This is a genomic window from Mycobacterium sp. TH-M106, from assembly GCF_057473765.1.
In genome coordinates this window covers 15,338-35,408 of the sequence record NZ_JBYCLE010000110.1, presented here as the reverse complement: position 1 = coordinate 35,408, position 20,071 = coordinate 15,338, and the positions used below count along the sequence as shown (strand labels likewise).

General features: G+C 65.5%; 20 protein-coding genes and 1 pseudogene. 13 read left to right on the top strand and 8 right to left on the bottom strand.

The features are described 5' to 3' along the window. The 4 genes from eno to AC2VOP_RS03935 all read left to right on the top strand — a co-directional run. Positions 1 to 983 (top strand): phosphopyruvate hydratase (gene eno, locus AC2VOP_RS03950; protein ID WP_486959760.1); only part of this gene is annotated, 983 nt, incomplete at its 5' end. A gap of 17 nt (positions 984 to 1,000) precedes the next feature. Continuing rightward, positions 1,001 to 1,636: an FtsB family cell division protein gene (locus AC2VOP_RS03945; protein ID WP_486959759.1), complete on the top strand. Its 636-nt coding sequence runs from the start codon at positions 1,001 to 1,003 to the stop codon at positions 1,634 to 1,636. Continuing rightward, positions 1,629 to 2,132: a DUF501 domain-containing protein gene (locus AC2VOP_RS03940; protein WP_486959758.1), complete on the top strand. Its 504-nt coding sequence runs from the start codon at positions 1,629 to 1,631 to the stop codon at positions 2,130 to 2,132. Before AC2VOP_RS03945 ends, AC2VOP_RS03940 begins: the two co-directional genes overlap by 8 nt. Continuing rightward, positions 2,129 to 3,082, top strand: a complete 954-nt coding sequence (locus AC2VOP_RS03935; RefSeq protein ID WP_486959757.1) for a Ppx/GppA phosphatase family protein — start codon at positions 2,129 to 2,131, stop codon at positions 3,080 to 3,082. The genes AC2VOP_RS03940 and AC2VOP_RS03935 overlap by 4 nt, the downstream gene beginning before the upstream one ends. A 112-nt stretch (positions 3,083 to 3,194) precedes the next feature. Here AC2VOP_RS03935 and AC2VOP_RS03930 read toward each other — a convergent pair whose 3' ends face one another. The 5 genes and pseudogenes from AC2VOP_RS03930 to AC2VOP_RS03910 form a co-directional block, all read right to left on the bottom strand. After that, positions 3,195 to 3,875 (bottom strand): response regulator, encoded by a 681-nt coding sequence (locus tag AC2VOP_RS03930; RefSeq protein WP_486959756.1) that lies wholly within the window; start codon positions 3,873 to 3,875, stop codon positions 3,195 to 3,197. A 73-nt stretch (positions 3,876 to 3,948) separates the two neighbouring features. Next, positions 3,949 to 6,052, bottom strand: a pseudogene (locus AC2VOP_RS03925) (DUF4118 domain-containing protein). A gap of 45 nt (positions 6,053 to 6,097) precedes the next feature. Continuing rightward, positions 6,098 to 7,273 (bottom strand): PPE family protein, encoded by a 1,176-nt coding sequence (locus AC2VOP_RS03920; RefSeq protein WP_486959755.1) that lies wholly within the window; start codon positions 7,271 to 7,273, stop codon positions 6,098 to 6,100. A gap of 61 nt (positions 7,274 to 7,334) precedes the next feature. Continuing rightward, positions 7,335 to 8,180: a PPE family protein, SVP subgroup gene (locus AC2VOP_RS03915; protein WP_486959754.1), complete on the bottom strand. Its 846-nt coding sequence runs from the start codon at positions 8,178 to 8,180 to the stop codon at positions 7,335 to 7,337. 457 nt (positions 8,181 to 8,637) lie between these two features. Continuing rightward, entirely contained in the window at positions 8,638 to 8,928 is a 291-nt protein-coding gene (locus AC2VOP_RS03910; RefSeq protein ID WP_486959753.1) for a HypC/HybG/HupF family hydrogenase formation chaperone, read from the bottom strand. A gap of 247 nt (positions 8,929 to 9,175) precedes the next feature. Between AC2VOP_RS03910 and AC2VOP_RS03905 the strand changes: the two genes are divergently transcribed. From AC2VOP_RS03905 to AC2VOP_RS03885, 5 genes are read left to right on the top strand one after another with little or no spacing between them, the layout of a single operon-like run. Beyond that, complete coding sequence (locus AC2VOP_RS03905; RefSeq protein ID WP_486959752.1) at positions 9,176 to 10,426, top strand: hydrogenase small subunit; 1,251 nt, start codon at positions 9,176 to 9,178, stop codon at positions 10,424 to 10,426. A gap of 3 nt (positions 10,427 to 10,429) precedes the next feature. Further along, entirely contained in the window at positions 10,430 to 12,148 is a 1,719-nt protein-coding gene (locus tag AC2VOP_RS03900; RefSeq protein ID WP_486959751.1) for a nickel-dependent hydrogenase large subunit, read from the top strand. Beyond that, positions 12,148 to 12,867, top strand: coding sequence for a cytochrome b/b6 domain-containing protein (locus AC2VOP_RS03895; RefSeq protein WP_486959750.1), 720 nt, complete (start codon positions 12,148 to 12,150; stop codon positions 12,865 to 12,867). The genes AC2VOP_RS03900 and AC2VOP_RS03895 overlap by 1 nt, the downstream gene beginning before the upstream one ends. Positions 12,868 to 12,883: 16 nt before the next feature. After that, complete coding sequence (locus tag AC2VOP_RS03890; protein ID WP_486959749.1) at positions 12,884 to 13,393, top strand: hydrogenase maturation protease; 510 nt, start codon at positions 12,884 to 12,886, stop codon at positions 13,391 to 13,393. After that, complete coding sequence (locus tag AC2VOP_RS03885) at positions 13,390 to 14,124, top strand: hypothetical protein (protein ID WP_486959748.1); 735 nt, start codon at positions 13,390 to 13,392, stop codon at positions 14,122 to 14,124. Before AC2VOP_RS03890 ends, AC2VOP_RS03885 begins: the two co-directional genes overlap by 4 nt. Here AC2VOP_RS03885 and AC2VOP_RS03880 read toward each other — a convergent pair. The 3 genes from AC2VOP_RS03880 to sqr are packed head-to-tail and all read right to left on the bottom strand — an operon-like array spanning position 14,117 to position 16,178. After that, positions 14,117 to 14,587, bottom strand: a complete 471-nt coding sequence (locus tag AC2VOP_RS03880) for a DsrE/DsrF/DrsH-like family protein (RefSeq protein WP_486959747.1) — start codon at positions 14,585 to 14,587, stop codon at positions 14,117 to 14,119. The two genes, AC2VOP_RS03885 and AC2VOP_RS03880, sit on opposite strands and share 8 nt — an antisense overlap. Before the next feature lie 17 nt (positions 14,588 to 14,604). Next, the gene (locus AC2VOP_RS03875) at positions 14,605 to 14,922 is read right to left on the bottom strand and encodes a TusE/DsrC/DsvC family sulfur relay protein (RefSeq protein ID WP_486959746.1); all 318 of its coding nucleotides are present in this window, start codon (positions 14,920 to 14,922) and stop codon (positions 14,605 to 14,607) included. A gap of 14 nt (positions 14,923 to 14,936) precedes the next feature. Beyond that, positions 14,937 to 16,178 carry a type III sulfide quinone reductase, selenoprotein subtype gene (gene sqr / locus AC2VOP_RS03870; RefSeq protein WP_486959745.1) on the bottom strand — a complete coding sequence of 414 codons (1,242 nt, stop codon included), beginning with the start codon at positions 16,176 to 16,178 and terminating at the stop codon, positions 14,937 to 14,939. Positions 16,179 to 16,734: 556 nt separating this feature from the next. On the opposite strand from sqr, the gene dnaK reads away from it, so the two are divergent. The 4 genes from dnaK (at position 16,735) to AC2VOP_RS03850 (ending at position 20,067) form a co-directional block, all read left to right on the top strand. Then, entirely contained in the window at positions 16,735 to 18,615 is a 1,881-nt protein-coding gene (dnaK, locus tag AC2VOP_RS03865; RefSeq protein ID WP_486959744.1) for a molecular chaperone DnaK, read from the top strand. A gap of 120 nt (positions 18,616 to 18,735) precedes the next feature. After that, positions 18,736 to 19,599, top strand: a complete 864-nt coding sequence (locus AC2VOP_RS03860; protein ID WP_486959743.1) for a DnaJ C-terminal domain-containing protein — start codon at positions 18,736 to 18,738, stop codon at positions 19,597 to 19,599. Next, complete coding sequence (locus AC2VOP_RS03855) at positions 19,596 to 19,907, top strand: chaperone modulator CbpM (RefSeq protein ID WP_486959742.1); 312 nt, start codon at positions 19,596 to 19,598, stop codon at positions 19,905 to 19,907. Before AC2VOP_RS03860 ends, AC2VOP_RS03855 begins: the two co-directional genes overlap by 4 nt. 37 nt (positions 19,908 to 19,944) lie before the next feature. Then, positions 19,945 to 20,067 (top strand): hypothetical protein, encoded by a 123-nt coding sequence (locus AC2VOP_RS03850; protein WP_486959741.1) that lies wholly within the window; start codon positions 19,945 to 19,947, stop codon positions 20,065 to 20,067. Positions 20,068 to 20,071: the final 4 nt, after the last annotated feature.

Here is a 20,071-nt window from a genome sequence, read left to right as displayed (position 1 = left end):
AGTCCCGGCTGGGCGCCAACGCGATCGTGGGTGTTTCACTGGCTGTCGCCAAGGCCGCCGCGGACTCCGCTGAACTGCCGTTGTTCCGGTATCTGGGCGGGCCCAACGCGCACATCCTGCCGGTGCCGCAGATGAACATCCTCAACGGCGGGGCGCACGCCGACACCGGTGTGGATATCCAGGAGTTCATGGTGGCGCCGATCGGGGCACCCGACTTCGCCGAGGCGCTGCGCTGGGGTGCAGAGGTGTATCACGCGCTGAAGTCGGTGCTCAAAAAGCACGGCCTGTCCACCGGGCTGGGCGACGAGGGCGGCTTCGCGCCCGACGTGTCCGGCACCGCCGCCGCGCTGGACCTGATCAGCGTCGCCATTGAGTCCGCCGGGTTCAAACCCGGCACCGAGGTGGCACTGGCCATCGACGCCGCGGCCAACGAGTTTCACACCGACTCCGGCTACAACTTCGAGAACCAGACCCGCAGTGCCGCCGAGATGACCGAGTTCTACGCCCGGTTGCTCGACGCCTATCCGCTGGTTTCTCTGGAAGACCCACTGTTCGAAGGTGATTGGGACGGCTGGGTGGCGTTGACCGCAGAGCTCGGGGAACGGGTGCAGATCGTCGGCGACGACATCTTTGTCACCAGTCCCGAACGGATCGAGGACGGTATCGAGAAGGGCGTGGCAAACGCGGTGCTGGTGAAGGTCAACCAGATCGGCACGCTCACCGAGACACTGGACGCTGTGGCGCTGGCCCACCACAGCGGCTACCGCACGGTGCTCAGTCACCGCAGCGGCGAAACCGAGGACACCACGATCGCCGACCTGGCAGTGGCGATCAGCAGCGGTCAGATCAAGACCGGTGCGCCGGCGCGCAGCGAGCGGGTGGCCAAATACAACCAGCTGCTACGAATCGAGGAAAGCCTCGGCGATGCCGCCCGCTACGCCGGCGATCTGGCGTTCCCCCGCTACAGCCCGGAAGGCAAATAGCGAACTGAGCCGGCCAGATGCCCGATGCGAAACGACCCCACCCGAAACGGCGCTCCGCGGCGTCTCGTCCGGCTCGGCCGAGCCGGGCCGGTCGGGGCCGCCCCCCCGGACCGGCGGCTCTCCGCCGCGGATCGAATGAGGTGCGTGCACAGCAAGACCCGGTGGTGCAACCCGTCAAACGGTCGATCGCTGCCGCGGCGGAGCAGCGTTCCCAGCAGCGGCTCGGTTTCACCGCCCGGCGAGCGGTGATTCTGGCCGCGGTGGTGTGCGTGCTGACGCTGACCGTCGCCGGTCCGGTACGCACGTTCTTCGCACAGCACGCCGAAGTGAAGCAGCAGGCCGCGATCGAAGCCACCCTGCGACAGCAGATCACTGAGCTGCAGCAGCAGAAGACCAAGCTGGCCGACCCGGCTCACATCAAAGCGCAGGCCCGCCAACGGCTCGGTTTCGTGATGCCCGGTGAGATTCCCTACCAGGTCCAGCTACCACCGGCCGCTGACGTTCCCGGTCAGCCGGGCGCCGCGCCGGCAATCACACCCAGCGACAGCCCGTGGTACACCGCACTGTGGCACACCATTGCCGATACCCCGCACGGGCCACCACGCCCGGCCCCGGCGCCTGTGCCGCCCGCCCCGCTTCCTGCCGGTGGTTGACCGTGCCGACCTCGACGCGGTGGAGCGGCAACTGGGCCGTAAGCCGCGCGGCGTGCTAGAGGTCTCCTACCGCTGTCCCAACGGTGAACCCGGCGTCGTCAAGACGGCACCGAAACTGCCAGACGGCACGCCGTTTCCGACGCTGTACTACCTGACCCATCCGACGTTGACCGCCGCGGCGAGCGGGTTGGAGTCGACCGGCCTGATGGCAGAGATGACCGGCTGGCTGCGCCGCGATCCCGACCTTGCTGCCGGCTACCGACGGGCGCACGAATCGTATCTGGCCGAGCGAGACGCGATCGAGTCGTTGGGAACCACGTTCTCCGCGGGCGGCATGCCGGATCGAGTCAAGTGCCTGCATGTGCTGATTGCGCATTCGCTGGCCAAGGGCCGCGGGGTGAACCCCCTTGGGGATGCGGCACTGGCCCTACTGGCCGCCGATCCACGCCTCGACTTGGAGAAGGCCGAGATCCTGGTGCCAGGGCAGTGGAGATGAGCCGGATCGCGGCGATTGACTGCGGCACCAACTCGATCCGGCTGCTGATCGCTGACACGTTCGACGGGCGCCTGCGCGACGTATACCGCGAGATGCGGATCGTGCGACTCGGGCAGGGTGTCGACGCGACCGGCGAGTTCGCTGCGGAGGCGTTGGCGCGCACCCGATCCGCGTTGGCTGACTATGCACGCCTGCTGGCCGTCCACGATGTCGCTCGGGTGCGGGTGGTGGCCACCTCGGCCGCCCGTGATGCGACGAATCGTGATGTGTTCTTCGCGATGACAGCGGAAGTGCTTGGCGCCGTGATCCCCGGTGCGGTCGCTGAGGTGATCAGCGGCGCCGCGGAGGCCGAACTATCGTTTCGCGGCGCGGTGGGTGACTTGGCAGACGGCGAAGGCCCGTTCGTCGTGGTGGATCTCGGCGGGGGGTCCACCGAGATCGTGCTCGGCGACAAGTCGGTGAAAGACGGGGTGTCGGACAGTTTCTCGGCTGACATCGGCTGTGTCCGGCTGACCGAACGTTGTCTGCACTCCGATCCGCCGACTGCGGCTGAGGTGGCGTCCGCCCGCCGAGTGATCCGAGAGCAGCTGGACCCGGCATTGCGGGCGGTCCCGATCCAGCGAGCCCGGAGCTGGGTGGGGGTGGCCGGCACCATGACGACGCTGTCCGCTCTGGCGCAGAGCCTGACAACATATGATCCTGCGGCCATTCATCTTTCGCGGGTGCATGTCGAGAGATTGCTCCGGGTGTGCGACGAATTGATCGGTATGACGCGCGTGCAGCGCGCGACGCTGGGGCCGATGCATCCCGACCGTGCCGACGTGATCGGCGCCGGAGCGATCATCGTCGAGGAGTTGGCACGCGAGGTGCGCACCCGGGCCGGCATCGAAGAGCTCACCGTCAGCGAACACGACATCTTAGACGGCATTGCCCTTTCGATCGCCACATGAGTCCCAGGGGAAGACAGGGGAAGACAGGGGAAGACAGGGGAAGACGATGTGATGTTTGTCCGCCTTCGAGCGACAACTGTTGCACCCCGCGGTGGGCGATGAAAAAGGCAGCTCAGACCTCGAAGCGATAACCCATACCGGGTTCGGTGAGCAGGTGGCGGGGCCGCGACGGGTCGTCTTCGAGCTTGCGCCGCAACTGCGCCAGGTACACCCGCAGGTAATGGGTTTCCTTCGCATACGCCGGACCCCATACCTGGGTGAGCAGTTCGTCACGCCCTACCAGCTTCCCCCGATTGCGGGTCAGCATATCCAACATGCCCCACTCAGTCGGGGTCAGGTGCACCTCGATGCCGTTCTTGATCACCTTCTTTGCGGCCAGATCAACCGTGAACGAGGTAGTTTCGACTACGGGCGTGTCGGTTTCGGAAGCGGCGGCGTTCCGACGCACTGCGGCGCGTAACCGGGCCAGGAACTCATCCATCCCGAATGGCTTCGTCACGTAGTCGTCGGCACCGGCGTCGAGTGCCTCCACCTTGTCGGCGGAGTCGGTGCGTGCTGACAACACGATGACCGGTGCAGTGAGCCAGCCGCGTAGGCCCGCGAGCACCTCGATCCCGGAGATGTCGGGCAGGCCTAGGTCGAGGATGATCACGTCGGGTCGACGTTCGGCGGCGGCGCGCAGCGCGCCGGCGCCCGTCGCCGCGGCGATGACCTCATAGCCGCGCACCGCCAGGTTGATCTTCATCGCACGCAGGATCTGCGGCTCGTCGTCGACTACCAGCACCCTAGTCATGGGCGCCGGTCTCCCCCGCAAGCGGGAGGTGCCCCCAGCTCATCGCTGCGCTCTGCATCGTCGTCGGCGTGGGTCACACGTGCCGCTCCACCTCCGCGGCCAGATCCAGCACCATGGTCAGACCGCCGCCCGGAGTGTCGGTGGCCTCGATGGCGCCGCCCATTGCCTCGACGAATCCGCGCGCCACTGACAGCCCCAGACCGACACCGGTGGTGTTGTCGCGGTCGCCAAGTCGCTGGAACGCGTCGAACATCCGCTCAGCGGCATCCACGCCGATGCCCTGGATGCCCCGGCCGTCGTCGGCGACATTGATCAGCACCCGGTCACCGACCGTGGCCGAACTGACCCGCACCACACTGTCAGGCGCGTAGCGCAGCGCGTTGTCGATGAGGTTCGCCAGTGCCCGTTCCAGCAGACCTGCGTCGGCCATCACGACCGTCGGGCCGACGTCCACCTTGACCTGATCGAGGCTGCCTCTTCCGAAGGCCGTAGTGCGCTTACCGATACTGACAAGTGCGCGTTCCACCACCTCCTCCAGGTACACCTTGGCAAGATCCGGCCGGACCACGCCCGCGGTTAACCGGGAGGAGTCGAGCAGATTACCTACCAGCGCGGTCAGCTGGTCGATCGACTCCTCGACGGTGGCCAGCAATTCGGCGGTGTCCTCCGGAGAGAAGTCGACGTCCTCGGCGCGCAGGCTGGACACCGCGGCTTTGGCCGCGGCCAGCGGGGTACGCAGGTCGTGGCTTACCGCCGACAGCAGGGAGCGGCGCAGCTCGTCGGCCTGCATCACCGCCTCGGCACGGCTGGCCTCCTCGGCCAGTTCGCTTTGCCTGATCAGGCCTGCCGCCTGTTTGGCGACCGCGGACAGCACCCGGCGGTCCCGGACGGGCAGCTGGCGGCCCGTCAGCACCATCGCGATCCCATCTCCTACTTCGATCGTGGTATCCGCGGAATCCGCTGTGGTGCAGGGATTGCTGCCTACGGCGGCGATGACGTCGGCCCTGTCCGGTCCGCTGCCAGCATGGGCGCGCAGCATGCTGACCGAGCGCTGCGAGTAAGTCTCGCGAACCCGCTCGAGCAGGGCCTCTAGATCCGCTCCGCGCAGCACCGAACCGGCGAACAGCGTCAGCAGTTCTGCCTCCTGGGATGCGCGTCCGGCTTCACGGGCGCGTTTGGCAGCCCCGTCGACCAACACCGCGACCGCGATTGCCACGACCAGGAGGACCACCTCGGTGACGGCGTTGGCGGGGGCGGAGATGGTGAAGGTGTGCCGCGGGGCTGTCAGGAAGTAGTTCAGCAGCAGCCCGGACCACAACGCCGAAAGCACCGCGGGGGCAACGCCACCGAGAAGAGCCACCAGCAGCACTCCGACAAAGAACAGCGCGCTTGCCCCACCGGTGCCCAGGAAGTTGTCAAGCCAGGCGACCGTCACCGTGCAGATGACGGACGGGACGACAAGCGCGGCCAGCCAGGACACGCTGCGTCGTTCCCGCGGCGATATCGACGCGATGCGAAAAGCCCTATCGAATTCCTGGTGGGCCACGACGTGCACATCGATTTTGCCGGCCCGCTGGACCACCTCCGCACCAACGTCCTCGCCGAACAGCTCTGCCCAGCGGGAGTGACGGGAGGTTCCGATCACCAGCTGGGTTGCGTTCACTCCCTGCGCAAAATCCAGTAGCGCCGTGGGTATGTCGTCACCCACGACGGTGTGGAAAGATGTGCCGAGACTCAGCCCCAACTCACGGATCCTGCCCATCCCGGTCGTCGACGCGCTGGATGCGCCAGCGTCACGGACGACGTGTACGACGACGAGCTCGGCGTTGGACTTCGATGCGATCTGCGCCGCGCGCCGTACCAGCGTCTCCGATTCCGGACCACCGGTGACTGCCGCCACGACCCGCTCACGAGCACTCCAGGTTTCGGTGGCCTCCTTGTCAGCGTGGTGTTTCACCAGTGCCGCGCCTTTCTGATCGGCCAGCCATTGCAGCGTCAATTCCCGCAGGGCGGTGAGCGTTCCGAGGCTCGACCACCCCGGCCACCAGGTCGCTGCCGCATTCCAGCCGCCGATGTGCCTCACCGAGCATCGCGTAAGTCTTCCCGACACCGGGAGCCGCGCCGAGGTAGATGCGCAGCTCGCCGCGCTTGCGACGGTGGTCGGTGTCGACACTCATGTGACCATCATCCACTCCTTGTGCTGGTCCGTGACCGGTTGTGGCTTACCCAGCGACGACCGGGCGGACCATCACGGTGGGCTTGAAACCGTAGCGTGGCGCGCCAAAGCCAAAACCACTACGTTCGGCCGAAGCCAGCGCGGGCATGCCGGCCGGCACGGCGCCCACCGGTGCGCCTTCTTCCGCGGCGGCGGTCCAGCCGGCGCTGGCCAGCGTCGCAGGAGCGGTGGCCGTCGGGGTGGCCGCGGACCACGTCGCCGGTACCGACAACCCGCCGACCGGGGACGCCTGTCCGACACTCGCCAACACCGGCGCGCCGCCGAAGCCGGTAGCAGCCGGCGGTGCCACGGCGTGCACCGGGAACGTTGCCGTCAAGCCAGCCCCCAAGCCGTCGATAGCGGCAATACCCGCGCCGTGGGCCTCGGCCAGACCGACCCCGGCGGAAATACCCGCGAACATGTTCCAAGCTCCGATGTTGCCTGCCATGCCGAGGAGGGTCTGGCTCCCGTTCCAAATCCCGATATTTTCCGTCGAGTTAATGACATCTGTCAGGAAACCGGATCCCGCCAGCGGCGACGCGAGCCCATGCACGGTGTTGGGCAGGCCAGCGACCAGCTGTGACAGCGCGGTCTGCGTGCCGGTGGTTGAGCTAGCTGCTTGCGCAACCGCGGCGGCTTGGCCGGCCAGCCCGGACGGGTTCGTGGCCTGCGTCGGCGAGGTCAGCGGCTTCAGTACGCCGGCGCGCGCCGAGGACCCCGCATAGTTGTACATCGCGGTGGCGTCCTGGACCCACATCTCGCCGTAGCAGGCCTCGGCGGCCGCGATCGCGGCGGTGTTCTGCCCCAGCAAGTTCGTCGCGACCAGTGCCGCCAGCTGAGCCCTGTTGGCGGCGATCGCAGCCGGCGGCACCGTCATCGCAAACGCTGCTTCGTAGGCGGCAGCCGATGACATCGCTTGGGCAGCAGCCTGTTCGGCGGCCGCAGCGGTGCGGTGCAGCCACGCCACAAAGGGCTCGACCGCAGCGGCCATCGCGGTTGATGCCGGACCTAGCCACTCCTCGCCGGTCAGGGCTGAGATCACCGACTGGTAGGAAGATGCTGTCGTGGTCAACTCGGCGTCCAGCGCGTTCCATGCGGCCGCGGCGGCCATCATCGGCCCCGACCCGGGGCCAGCGTACATCCGTGCGGAGTTGACCTCCGGGGGCAATGCTGCAAAGTCCATGTCTTCAATTCCGTTTCTTTGTCGTCGATCTGGGTTCTGCTTGATTTGAGGCTTGGGTGGCTCAAATGACCACTGCGCGTGGCATCACGGTGGGCTTGACGCCGTAGCGTGGCGTACCGAAGCCGAAGCCTCCGCGCCCTGCCGAGGCCACCGAGGGCACTCCAGCGGGCATGGTCGGCACCGTTGTGTTGTGTGGGCCGGGGGCTGTCCAGCCCGCACCCGACAGCGTCGCGGGCGCACCACTGGATGTCGGCACGACCTCCCCGGCCCAACTGGGTGGCACCGACAACGCGCCGACCGAGGGGGCCTGGCCCACACTGGCCAGCACCGGCGTACCACTGAACCCTGCGGGGTTCGCCGGCTCCACAGTGCTCGTAAGCGCCGCTGCACCCAAACCGCCCGCGGCGGTCTCGGCGCTGGCGGCGGCCAATGCACCGGGAGCCAGGAAGCCGGAGCTGCCAAGCTGGAGCAAGTCGGACGCCGCCGAACCGAAATTCGACACCTGCATCGCGCCGATGATGCCGCTGTTACTTACCGAGGCGGGTAGCAGCCCATACGTTCCGTTCCCGGTCAGAAAGTTGATGAGGTCCGAAAGCCACGACCCGGATGAACCGCCGCCGGCGGCGTTGGCGGCCTCGGTGGCGTCATACGAATCGGCGCTGGTGCGCAGAGTGTGCACAAACATCTGATGAACCGCGGTGGCCTGGGCGCTGACCTGTTGGTACAGGTTGCCGTAGGCGGCGAACTGGGTCGCCTGCAGCGCCGAGACCTCGTCGGCGGCCGCCGGAACCACACCGGTTGTCGGGGCTTCCGCCGCCGCGTTCTGGGCGGCCATGGCCGAGCCGATTCCCTGCAGGGTGGCGGCCGCAGCCGTCAATGCCTCAGGACGGGTCGTGACGAAGGACATGACTTCTCCTCACTTCTCCTCGTAGGAAACGAGCTGACTCTGTATACGGGGTCAACCAGTGCAGGGTAGGTCTACTCGGTGGCCCGCCCGCCCACATTCCGCTGCACACAGCGGGTGGCTAGATTTGTTTACGTTTTCTTGACACCCCGCGGCGGAACTTTAACGGTTTGTCGACACCGGTTATCGGCGTCGTGAGAGATACCCGGTCACGCGCCGGGGCGCTGTCGGCGGCCTGCAGGCTCGATGCCCAGAGCAGAACGCGGCGGCACATCGGGTAGGTCGGTGTGCTGCCGCGCTGTGGGTTGGCGGTTTTTACCTAGTGGAATTTGTTGCCCGCGAAGGATTGTGGTTCATCCCCGCCGGTACCGGGCGTGGTATCACGGTAGGCCTGAAGTCGTAACGCGACGCGCCGAACCCGAAAGCTGGCATCCTCCCGAAGCCTGAATAGGCGGAATCGTCACGCGAGTCGATCGCGTCTCGCCGGGGCAGCGGGTTCGTCGGTGTCGGCCCACCCGAGCTCGTCGAGCCCAGCCCCGTTGAGGAAGGCCAGCGTCGCCTTCGCGTCGGCCTCGTCGATCTCGTACGTCGCAAAGCCGAGATGCACCAGCACCCAAGAGCCCGGCGCCAGCGTTCCCGGCTCCAACAGGCCGATGTTGACCGCCCGCCGCGACCCGTTGACGTCGACCTCGGCCAGCTCGGGCAGGCCGGGGTTCAGCTCGACGATCTGGCCTGGGACCCCCAGACACATGTGGCACCCCCGATCACAACGACCTCGATCGTACGAGCCCGTCGTGCCCGGTGGGATAGGGCCGAAGGTCCCATGAATGCGGGAATTATGACTCGGGACACCGCGGATCGTCGCGTGTGAAAATTCCGGTAGCTCGACTCAGGCGCACACGTCAGCGGGGGCGACTGTGCGGACAGAAGGAACGAGAGCGGCGGTGGCCCGGCGAAGAACCCGTCTCACCGCGAGAGGCCTGAAGTAGAGGTGTGGCATGTCGACAGACCGGCGCAAGTTGTTCGCTTCCCTGCTGAGCCCGACCCCATCGCCGTCCGACAGCGTCGACATGGCGTTGCTACACAGGTGTGAGCAACGCCTGGACGAGCTGGAGGCCATGACGCCGTTGAGCGGCCTTGATGTGAAAAACCTGCTGGCCAGCAACGGCGTCAGCCGCCGCGCGTTCCTCGGCTGGACCTCGGCGACGACAGCATTGCTGATGTTGCATCCGTTCTTCGAACCGTTGGTCGCGAGGGCGGCCGGAGTGATGAACCGGGTCCCGGTGATCTGGATCGAGGGTCAGGACTGTGCCGGCAACTCGGAGGCGTTCCTGCACGCCAACGGTCCCAACATCGACGAGCTGCTGTTCAATGTGATCTCGCTGGAGTACCACGAGACGCTAATGGCGGCCGCGGGCTTCCAGGCTGAGGAGCGCCGGCAACAAGCCGCCAAAGACAACCACGGCAACTATCTGTTAGTCATCGAGGGCTCCATCCCGCGCGGCCTGAACGGCGCGTACGCGACAATCGGCCCGAAGGCCACCCCGTTTATCGACATCGTCAGCGAGCTCGCCGCGGGCGCGGCGGCGGTGATCGCGGTCGGCAATTGCGCCAACTACGGCGGGCTGCCGGCGGCCAATCCGAACCCCACCGAGGCCGTCGGCGTCTCGGATGTCGTCAAGGGCAAGCCGATCGTCAACATCGGAGCTTGTCCCATCAACCCGGTGAACTTCAACGGGACATTGCTGCATTACACCCTCACCGGCCAACTGCCCGCGCTCGATTCGCTGCTGCGGCCGAAGTTCGCGTTCGGCTCCCGGATCCACGACAATTGTGAGCGGCGCGCCCATTTCGACGCGGGCGAGTATGTGCAGCAGTGGGGCGACGAGGGTGCGCGCAACAACTTCTGCCTGTACAAGATGGGCTGCAAGGGGCCGATGGCTTTCAACAACTGCTCCATCGTCCGTTACAACGAGGGCACCAACTGGCCGGTCGGCGCCGGACACGGCTGCATCGCCTGCGCCGCACCGAATTTCTGGGACGACTACGCCACCGAGCGGCCGATCGCCCAGGCCAATATCCGGGCGCCCGGGTTGTTCGGCGGCGGCGTCGAGAGCGGCATCGACAAATTCGGTGTCGGACTGCTGGGCGTGGCCGGCGCCGGCATCGCCGTCCACGCGGCGCTCACCGCGACGGCGCGACTGCGCGGCAGACACGGCACAACGCCCGAACCTGCCGAGGAAGGCTGAGTCATGGTGCAGCACATCGTCGTCGACCCGATCACCCGCATCGAGGGACATCTACGGATCGAGGCTGTCCTCGACGACAACAACACCATCACGGACGCGTACTCCGCCGGAACCATGTTCCGCGGCATCGAGCTGATCCTGAATGGACGCGACCCGCGCGATGCGGGTCTGCTCACCCAGCGGATCTGCGGGGTGTGCACCGGAGTGCACTACCAGGCCAGCATCCGCGCGGTGGAGAACGCGTTCGGCGTGACCGTGCCGAAGAACGCGCGCTTGGTGCGAAACCTGTTGCAGGGCAGCATACTTCTGCGAGACCACGTCGTGCATTTCTACCAGCTGCACGCCCTTGACTGGGTCGACCTGTTATCCGCACTCAAGGCAGACCCGAAGAAGGCGGCCGCGGTGGCCAGGGAGTACTCCGATGACCCTTGGAACTCCGGCGAGTCGCAGTATCGGGCGGTGCAAGCCAAGCTCACCAATTTCGCCAGCCAGGGCAGTCTGGGTATCTTCGGCAACGCGTATTGGGGCAACCCAGCGTACCGGCTGTCACCGGAAGAGAACCTCGTCGCCGTCTCGCATTATCTGGATGCGCTCACCGTGCAACGTAATACGGGAAAGATGGCGGCGATCTTCGGTGCGAAAGACCCGCACTCGCAGTCGACCGTGGTCGGCGGAGTCACCTGCGTCCAGGACATCGAGAACCCCGAGCGTCTTGGGCTATTCGGAACGCTGCTGGACGAGACCTCGCGGTTCGTCGAGACGGCCTACCAGCCGGACGTGCTGATGGTGGGGAAGGCATACGCACAGGAGGCACTCGCGGGGATCGGCGCCGGGCTGCGCTCCTATCTTGCCTACGGCAGCTACGAGCTGGACGACACCCCGCTGTACGGGGCGAAGACATTGTTCCCCAAAGGAATCGTGCTCGGCGGCGACCTGTCCTCGGTGCATCCATTCGACCAGGCCAAGGTCGCCGAAGACGTGACGCACTCCTGGTATGAGGGCAACGCGACGCTGCACCCGTACCAGGGTGTCACCGAGCCCCACTACACCGGCCTGAACCAGGGCGACGGCATCGCCTACCTCAAGACGACCGAGAAGTACAGCTGGCTGAAATCCCCCATCTACGACGACAACCGGGTGGAGGTGGGACCGCTGGCCCGGATGATCGTCGGCTACGCATCCGGTGATACGAACATCCGTCGTCACGTGGACGGTGTGCTGGCGGCGGCTGGTCTGCCGATCGACGTGCTGTTCTCCACCGTGGGCAGGACGGCGGCTCGGATGATCGAGACTCAGGTCGTCGCCGAGGCGATGAAAGGCTGGCTTACCGAGCTGCAGGAAAACGTCGCAGGCGGCGATGTTGAGACATGGACCCCGTTCGACTTCCGGAAGGTCTCGGCCGACGCCCAGGGCTACGGCCTGTGGGAGGCGAACCGCGGATCGCTCGGCCACTGGGTCCGGATCAAAGACGGGAAGATCGTCAACTACCAGGCCGTCGTTCCCACCACGTGGAACGCGTCGCCGCGGGATGGCAAGGGCAGGGTCGGCGCCTACGAATCGGCGCTCAAAGGGGTTCGGCTCGCCAAGCCGGACCAGCCGCTGGAGATCCTGCGCACCGTGCACAGTTTCGATCCGTGCCTGGCCTGCGCGGTTCACGTGGTCGACGCACGCGGTCGGGAGATCGGCACCTACCGGCTGCAGCCGTCCGGAGGCGGCCGGTGATGTCCGTGATATCTGATTCCCGGCCGTCGGCACACCGGGTCTATCGGCTGGACGTCCGAATGGGCGCTTGGCGGCGGATTATTCACTGGGCCAATGCGCTGTCCGTCGTGGCGGCCGCGGTGACGGGGATATACATCGCCAACCCCTTCTACGGCGCGAATTACCCCTATGTCATGGCGTGGAACCGCACCATCCACTTGGTCGCCGCGACGGTGATGGATGTGGGCGTGATCGTCATCGCCTACCTGTACTTCTTCAGCCGCGTCGAGCCCATCGCGCGCGAGCAACTTCGTCCTACCCGGTCGAATCTGATGCGGCTTCAGGAGGCTTTCCTCAACGTACTCATGCTGAATAGGCGTAAACAGTTCGACTCGGGTCCCCTCGATCCGCTCAATGCGCTGTTGTTCGTGTTGTTGCACCTGATGGTCGTCTTCCAGCTGCTCACCGGCCTTCAGCTCTACGTCATGGGTCTGGAGAGCGGCATCAGTTCGGTCGGCCCTTGGTGGCCCTGGATCATGCACTTCTTCACCGACTGGACCCAGATCGTGTTCGGCGGTATCGGCGGCGTTCGGGTGGCCCACCACGTCATGATGTACCCGATCCTCGCCTGGGCGATCGTGCACATCTACTACGAGGTGTGGCGAACCGTCATGTGGAAAGAAGGCGACATCACCATCTCGTTCGGAGGGTACAAGTATGCCCCGGCAGAACCGGAGTGATGTCACTGTCGTAGGGATGGGCAACATCCTCTACCGTGACGAAGGCGTCGGCGTCTATGCCATCCACCAGCTGCGGGCGGCCTACCAGTTCCGGCCGGAGATCGAGCTGGTAGATGGCGCCATGCTCGGCTTCGAGCTGGTGGATTACTTCCATGCCGGCGCCAATCTCGTGGTCTTGGACGCCCTGCTGGCCGACGGTCCGCCCGGCAACATCTATCGACTACCGGCCGAAGAACTGCTGCAGCTGGGGCCGGACACCCAGCCTATGGCCCACGAAGTGGATCCGGTGCAGCAGCTCAGGCTCGCCACGGCGTTGGGCGATCCGGTCGACCTGGCCCTCGTCGGCATCGTCGCTGCCGACACCAGCGGATTCGAGATAGGCCTCAGCCCCCAGCTACGTGCGGCGTTCCCCGCATTTATTGACGCCGTTCTCACCGAGCTGCGGCGTCGGGGCATTCGGGCCGATCACGTTCGGTCGGTCCCGTTGGACGAAGTCATCGGCGGGCTGGTCGAGGTCCCTCGATGACCACGCCCAGCACCGAGCCGAACCGGGACCGCGAGATCGCCGACGTCCTCGGGCGCTACGGCAGGGCTGGCGCGTCCGCCGCGGTGGCCCACCTCTCGGTGTTGGGCACGAACAGCGTTCTGGGCCTGCGCGACCCGGACGGCCGTCTTACCCCGGTCGTCGAGTTCCTCCCCCTGCCGATGCGCGGCGCCGACTTGCTCGATGAGGTCGGCCGCATCGACGACAACGCACCCCGGCTGGTAGCCAACTACCGGAAGGCGTTCCCAGATGCGACCGAGCGGTTGATCGCGTTCGGCGCCGAGTTGGACGATCTCGAGACGCCCGCGCTCGGCTGGTTGTTGCTCGCCTGCGGTCTCGTCCTGTCCCTCGACGATGCCGGCCTCGCCGCGTCCCGCCGCACCGGCGGCGGTATCAAGGTGGACACCATCGTGATAGAGCAGGACGGTCGCTATCTCTTCGATGGACGTCGCCTGCTGCGCAGCCTGATGAGCTACCGGATCGCCGATGCGCCCGCACCTCTGCTTGCCCGCTCGGTCTTCGAGTCGGTTGGCGACTTCGTCGCCGATGCGATCGCGCGACTGCTCAGCGTCCAGCCTGCCGATGTCGTCGTGTGCGCCGGCGACCTGCTGGCCGAAAACCCGATCCTGCGCACCCGTGCCCGAAGCGGACTGGTGCGATCGCGTTTACCGGTGTTGTTCCCGGAGGCCTTGACGTCGCTCGCAGTCAGGTGAAGATGATCTGACCGCCGGCAGCCAATTGGTAGAAATCGCCAACGGTGATGATCTGGTCCTTTACCTGGTCGATGAAGTCTTCTGGGCCGAAACCGAACAGGTCCACCGATGCCTTGCATCCATACAGGCCGGCTCCGGTATCGGCGATCATCTCGATGAATTCGGGCACCGGCGGGATGTCCAGCTTGGCCATCCGGTCTGTCATCTGGCGCGTCATGAACCAGGACATCCCGGGAAGTCCACCGATCCAGGTGGGGAGGTGCAGGCCTGGGTTGCCGACGGAGGCGACCTTGATACCCTTCTGCCGGTTCTTGTGGATGGCGTCCAGGCCGAAGAACGTGAAGAACACGTTCGCGTCCATACCTTCAGCCCGGGCACCGTTCGCCATGATCAGACCCGGGTAGATGCCCTCCAGGGAACCCTGGGAAATGATGATGGAGACTTTTTCGATTGGGTCGTCCATGAGATGCACCATTCTCCTTAAATGCAGCCAATCGGCTTAGGAATACCGGCGATTCGTGCGGCTAGTTTCGCGGGCCCCTTCGGAAACAACTGGTAAAGGTCCTTGATGCTGACGCCGGAGGTCTTGCTCAGCGCGCGCACCGACGGCCCGCTGCCGGTCTGCTCGTATTCGTGTCGCATCTGTTTGACGACCTGCCAATGCTGGTCGTTGAGCACCGGAATGCCCCATTCCTGAGCAATCTCGGGAGCCATGTCCGCGTTCCACTGCTTGGGGTCGATGAAGAAACCTTCATCGTTCACGGTCACTTCGACTCCCGCGTAAACCTTTGTCGTCATGTCGTGTCCTCCTCTTATTGTGAAATGGTCTCGAATCGCTTGCCGGCGCGCGGCATCCGGCTGGCGATGCCGGGGATGTCGCGGCCCGGTAAAAGGACATTCCAGTACAGCCAGCGAAAGCCCAGTTTGCCCAGGTGGTTGAGGTGTGACTCCCGGAGCAGCGGCATCCCGACGCCCAAGGGGAAGTGTCCGGGAAGCGGCTCGGTGTCGTAGTCGAAGTCGATGAGCAGCGCCTTGCGGTCTCCGCTTTCGATGAAGCAGTTCGTGTGACCGTCGAACTGCGCATCCAGTGGCCGGCCGGCGAGGAACTGCGCAATGTTGTGGGCAAGCACATCGCCCTCGAAATGGGCGACCGACCCGGCCTTGGACGTCGGAACGTTGGTCGCGTCGCCGATCGCGAAGATGTTCGGCCGCACCGTCGACTGCAGGGTGCGCTGGTCGGTCAGCACAAAGTTCAACTCGTCGCCAAGCCCGGAGGAGCGACCGACGAAGTCGGCCCCGCCGTGCAGCGGACAGACGACCGCGAGATCGAAGGGGACCGTGCGTTCGTCGTAGGAGATCAGCCGGCCCGCATCCCCGTCTACCTGTCCGGTGTTGAATTCGGTGACCAGTTCGATGCCCTTTTGCTGCAGCAGGTTACCGAGTTCGTGGGCAGCTACCGGTTTGGTGAACGCGCCGTCCAGCGGCGTCACGTAGACCAGCTCGACCCGATCGCGAATGCCCCGGTGACGGAAATACGAGTCTGCGAGAAAGCAGAATTCTAACGGTGCGACCGGGCATTTTATCGGCATGTCAACAACGTTCATGACGAGCTGGCCATGGTCAAAGGCCGACATCGCGCGTTCTAGCGCCGATGCGCCTTCGAGGTGGTAAAACGAGAAGACGTTCCGCATCCAGCCGGGCCCGGTCATGCCCTCGGTCTCCTCGGGCAGCAGCCTGGCACCAGTCGCGATGACCAGTACGTCGTAATCCAGCACGGCGCTATCGGTCAGGTGGACCCGGTCGCCGTCGACGTCGACGCGGTCGATATCGCACTGGACATACCGGATCCCGGAATGTAGTTGGCGGGCCCGGGACTTGACGAGTTTTTCGGTGCGGATCAACCCGAACGGCACGAACAGCAGTCCGGGCTGATAGATATGCGCGTCATCACGGTCCACGACAGTGATGTCGGCGTCAGAGAACATGCGGCGCAACCGGTTCGCCATTAGCGTTCCACCCGTTCCGCCGCCGAGGATGACGATCCGTTTATTCACGCTTTCGAGAATTCCCGGTCACCGATCGGCGTTGCAGAGTCTTTGGTCCCCGATGCCGCTGCTCAAGGTCCTCGATCCGCGGCGCCGGCGCATCGCACGCAGCACGTCAGACGGACAGCTCCCTGGTCGAGGTCGCCCATGTCGCCGGTGCTGGTCATGCCGTCGACGACGGCTCTCGCTCCGCTTGGTTCCCGTGCCGGGGCGCAGGTGGGTCGGGCTCGTCGGCCGCCATGACCACGCCGAGAACTGACGCACGTGGTTGCGAAGACTATGACACGTGTACCGGGAGCGCCGCACCCACGGCGGCTTGGTGTTGATTCGAGGTGCAATGGTCCTGCGCTGTTGGGTCTTTGGCCCCTATTTGCATGGGTGTGGACGGGATGATTCTTGGCGTGTATCAACACCGAGGTGGAAAAGAGCAGCAGACATGCAAGCGATGGCAGCGGGGGTTGCCCGTGGCTGGGTCCGTAGCCGCTCCGCGCTAAGTCGGCCGGGCGAGGACATCGTCTTTCCGAGCTGACAACGACGGAAATGGCTACCGGGAAAGGACTACGTGATGGAGACCGCAGTGGGTATAGATTTGGGGACCACGAACTCGGTGATCGCGGCTTGGCAGGGCGGGGAGCCGGTGGTGATTGCCAACGTCGAGGGCTCCCGGATCACCCCGTCGGTGGTGGCCTTCACCGAATCCGGTGATCGCCTGGTGGGGCAGCTGGCTCGCCGGCAGGCGATCATGAACCCCAAGGACACGATCTATTCGGCGAAACGCTTCATCGGCCGCCGCTTCAACGAGATATCCGATGAGGCCAAGGCGGTCAGCTTCGATGTGGTGCCAGGCCCCAACGGCGAGGCTCGCTTCGATGTGCGCGGCGAGATCTCTGCGCCCGAGCAGATCTGCGCACAGGTGCTGCGCAAGCTCGCCGACGACGCCGGCAGGTTTCTCCGTGAGCCGGTGCGCGAAGCGGTGATCACCGTTCCGGCCTATTTTGATGATGCTCAGCGCAATGCCACCAAGGATGCCGGGAAGATCGCCGGCCTGGAGGTATTGCGTATCATCAACGAGCCCACCGCCGCGGCGCTGGCCCATGGCTTGGACAAGAAGGGCCATGAGACGGTGCTGGTGTTTGACCTGGGCGGCGGCACCTTTGATGTGAGCCTGCTCGACGTGGGTGAGGGCGTGGTGGAGGTGCGCGCCACCGCCGGCGATTCGCACCTGGGTGGCGATGATTTCGACCGCCGGCTGGTGGATTATCTGGCCGATGAGTTCCAACGGGAAAACAGCATCGATTTGCGCAAGGATCCCCAGGCGCTGCAGCGGTTATTCGAGGCGGCCGAAAACGCCAAGGTCGAACTGTCCTCGGTGACCCAAACCCAGATCAACGTGCCGTTTATCACCGCTGATGCCGACGGGCCCAAGCATTTGGCGATGACGCTTATGCGCTCGAAGTTCGAGGACCTGACCGCCGATCTGGTGGAGCGCTGCCTGGGTCCGGTCAAGCAGGCGATGGGCGATGCGAAGGTGACGGCCATCGATATCGACGAGGTCATCCTGGTCGGCGGGTCGACGCGGATCCCGGCCGTGCAGGCGCTGGTGCGCCGACTCACCGGGGGTATGGACCCCAACATGAGCGTGAACCCCGACGAGGTGGTGGCGCTGGGCGCCGCGGTGCAGGCCGGGGTGCTCAAGGGTGAGGCCTCTGACGTGTTGCTGCTGGATGTCACACCGCTGTCGCTGGGGGTGGAGACCCGCGGCGGGGTGATGACCAAGATCATCGAGCGCAACACCACCATTCCGGCGCGCCGCAGCGAGGTATTCACCACCGCCGAAGACAACCAGCCCGCCGTCGATGTCATGGTGCTGGAAGGGGAGCGCGAAATGGCCAGAGACAACCGGGTTCTCGGGCGATTCAAATTGCAGGGCATCCGCCCGGCACCGCATGGTGAACCCCAGATCGAAGTGACCTTCGACATCGACGCCAACGGCATCCTCAACGTCACCGCACGCGACAAGGACACCGGCGCCGAGCAGCGTATCACCGTTAGTGAGCAGTCCAACCTCGATGAGAGCGAAGTCGAGCGCATGGTCGCCGAGGCCGAGAGGCACCGCCGCGAAGACGAACAGCTGCGCCGCGAGGTGGAGACGCGCAACGAACTCGATTCGGTTGCCTACCAAGTCAAGCGGCGGCTGGCGCAGCTGGGTGACTCGGCGGCACCACATGAGCGGGCACGCGCCGAAATGCTGATCGCCGGTGCCCGACAAACCGTCAAGGAGCAGGCACCCATGCAGCGGGTGCGGTCGTTGACCTCGGAGCTGCAGCAGGTGCTCTACGGGCTGCAACCCTCGCCCGCCGGTGGCGGCGACGGACAGCACGGTGCCGACCCGGGTCCACCTCCAGGTGACGACGATGTCGTTGACGCCGAATTCGACCGGGGCTAATCATCATGGCCAGCCCCACAGAACACAGCGCCGGCGAGACGCTAAAGGCGGGCTACGGACGGGGCTACCGGCTGTTTCGTCCGACGGCCATGGTGGAAAGTCGCACGCAGGACAAACCCCATGGCGCGTGACTACTATCAGGCGCTCGGTGTCTCCCGGGACGCCACCAGCGAGCAGATTCAGCAGGCATATCGCAAGCTGGCGCGCAAACATCACCCGGACATCAACAAGGATCCAGGTGCCGAGGAACGGTTCAAGGAAGCCAACGAGGCCTATCAGGTGCTGTCGGATCCGAAGACCCGCAAGCGCTATGACCGGTTCGGCGAAGACTTTCGCCGCATACCGGAGGACTACGACGAGCGCGTCGGCGCCGGTATGGGCGGCGTCGGTGGCGCGGGCATCGACATCGATGATCTGCTCGGCGGCTTTTTCGGGGGCGGCGGTGCATTCGGCCCGGTCCCGGGCGCCGACCAGGAGGCCGAGCTGGGGCTGACGCTCGAGGAGGCCTACCGCGGCGGTAGACGTCAAATCAGGTTGGATGGCCGCACCTATACCGTGGCCATTCCCGCTGGCGTGACCGAGGGACAGCGGATCAGGCTGGCCGGGGAAGGCGGGCGGGGCAGCCGCAACGCCCCGCCGGGTGACTTGTACCTGGTCGTGTACATCGCGCCGCATCCCCGATTCCGGCTTGACGGGCGCGACATCAGTACCGATTTGCTGGTCTCGCCGTGGGAGGCGGTCCTGGGCGCGACCGTCTTGGTGCGCACCCCCGCCGGCGAGGCCAAGGTCAAGGTGCCGCCCGGCTCATCGACCGGTCGGCGGCTGCGACTGCGAGGAGAAGGAATGCCTAACCCGCGCGGGGCACCGGGTGACCTGTACGCCGACATTAAGATCGTGGTGCCGCCGAAACCCACCACACGAGAACGGGAGTTGTTCGAACAACTGGCCGCCGAGTCCACCTTCGATCCGAGGAGGGCACGTTGACCGAACCGGCTTCCAGCGGGCGCTACATGCTGGCCCGCCTGCCCCGCTTGCATATCGAGGCCTTCGCGCGACGTTGCGGGCTGCACCCGGATACGGTGCACAAATTCGTCGCGCTGGGGCTGCTGCCATGTGATCCCGACGCCCGCGGCGAGCTGTGGTTCGAGCCGTCGGCGGTGGCTCTCGTCGCCCGGATTCAGCGGCTGCGGGTCGGTCTGGGATTGAACTACGCGGCGATCGGGCTGGTGCTCGACTTATTAGACCGCATCGAAGAACTCGAGTCCGCGTCTCGGAGCAGGACATCGCCGTGAACATCAACCGCTTGACCCACGCTACATCGCCCGCGAGGTGGAAACCTGTACCGACCGGGCCCTGCTGCGCGACGACATCATGGCGGGTGGCAAGATCCAAGTCAATGTAGCCAACGGTGAACTGGCTGTGAGCTATTCGGAACCGGCGGTGGCCGCCTGAGGAA